Raw genomic sequence first — 1,593 nt, forward strand, 5'->3', positions numbered from 1 at the left:
CTGCGCAGCCTTAAGGCGCTTGGCCATCGGCCCGCGACCCGGGCGGAACCGGCCACAGTGGCCTTTCAGGACCTGATGAAAGACGCCCGCCAGTCCGGCCGATATGAAGAGATGCTGGCGGTATTGGTGGTCGCGGAATGGGTCTATCTGGAATGGGCCACGCCGATGGCGCACCGCGCCGCCGGCTTGCCGTTCTGGTTGGGCGAGTGGATCACGCTGCACAGCGGTGAGGGGTTCGAAGCGGTGGTCGCCTATCTGCGCGGGCAGTTGGACGCGCTTTGGCCCCGGCTGGATGACGCGCAACGCGCCCGTGTCGAGGCCTTGTTCAGCACTGCTGTCCGTCTGGAGCGCGCGTTTTTCGATGCGGCCTGGGCCGGTTTCCCGGTTGCGACATGAAGACATGGCACTCAGGGATCGCCTCGGCGGTGTTGGTCTTGGCGCTGTGGCAGGCGGCCGTGTGGCTGGGCGATCTGCCCAGATTCATCCTGCCTGCCCCTGTTCGCGTCGCTGAAACGCTTTGGACCAGCCGGGCGCTGATCGCCCAGCACGCGCTGATCACCGCGTCCGAGGTGATGATCGGCCTGGGTCTGGGGGCGGTGCTGGGCGGTCTTTCGGCGATCGGGCTGGCGGCCTCGCCCTTGGCACGGGCGCTGGTCCGGCCGATGCTGGTGTTCAGTCAGGCAATTCCTGTCTTTGCCCTTGCGCCGCTTCTGACGCTTTGGTTCGGCTATGGGCTTGGGTCTAAGGTGTTGATGGCCTTGATCATTATCTATTTCCCTATCACCTCGTCCTTCCTTGACGCATTGATGCGCCCGCATCCCGGATGGCTGGGACTGGCGCAGGTGATGGGCGGATCGAGGGCCAGAATTCTGTGGCACATCCAGATACCCGCGGCGCTGCCCGGCTTTGCGTCGGGTCTGCGTCTGGCGGCGGTCTATGCGCCGATCGGGGCGATTATCGGCGAATGGGTCGGCGCCAGCAAAGGCCTGGGCTATCTGATGTTGCTGGCGAACGGGCGCGCCAAGATCGACCTGATGTTCGCGGCGCTGATCGTGTTGGCGGTGTTCACGGTTCTGCTGCACAGCGCGGTTCATCACTTGGCACGAGCGTTGCTTGAAAGACAGTAAATCCCGCATCAACGAATAGAAAACATATCTCATGACTGCATTGGTCCCAGCCTCGGCCCGACATCCTGAAAAGGCCAGGGCCAAGCCCTCTGATCGCCTGCCGAAACCGCCTTGGCTTCGGGTGAAGGCCCCGACGGGCAATGCGGTGCAGCACACCAGACAGCAGGTGACCGGAAACGGTCTGGTGACCGTCTGCGAAGAGGCCGCCTGTCCAAATCTGGGCGAGTGTTGGTCCAAGTCCCACGCCACGTTCATGATCATGGGCGACATCTGCACGCGCGGATGTGCGTTTTGCAATGTTGCGACCGGTAAACCCGGGGCGCTGGACCTGTTCGAGCCGGCCAAGGTCGCCACATCGGTCGATGCCTTGGGCCTGAAACATGTGGTCCTAACCTCGGTGGATCGCGACGATATCCGGGACGGCGGGGCCGAGCATTTCGCCCGCACCATCCGCGCGATCCGGCAC

At 63.7% G+C, this 1,593-nt stretch carries 2 protein-coding genes and 1 pseudogene; all 3 read left to right on the forward strand.

Annotated elements, in window-relative coordinates; all coding sequences use genetic code 11:
- The coding region (locus ABYW26_RS14320) for a TenA family protein (RefSeq protein ID WP_372605587.1) at positions 1–396 on the forward strand (396 nt) is incomplete at its 5' end.
- A complete protein-coding gene (locus ABYW26_RS14325) occupies positions 393–1,127 on the forward strand; it encodes an ABC transporter permease (protein ID WP_372605589.1) in 735 nt (244 codons plus the stop codon). The genes ABYW26_RS14320 and ABYW26_RS14325, both read left to right, overlap by 4 nt.
- A 31-nt stretch (positions 1,128–1,158) precedes the next feature.
- Positions 1,159–1,593: pseudogene (locus tag ABYW26_RS14330) on the forward strand (lipoyl synthase); the annotation flags it as partial.

This window comes from Actibacterium sp. (assembly GCF_041584535.1).
GTDB lineage: Bacteria > Pseudomonadota > Alphaproteobacteria > Rhodobacterales > Rhodobacteraceae > Actibacterium_D.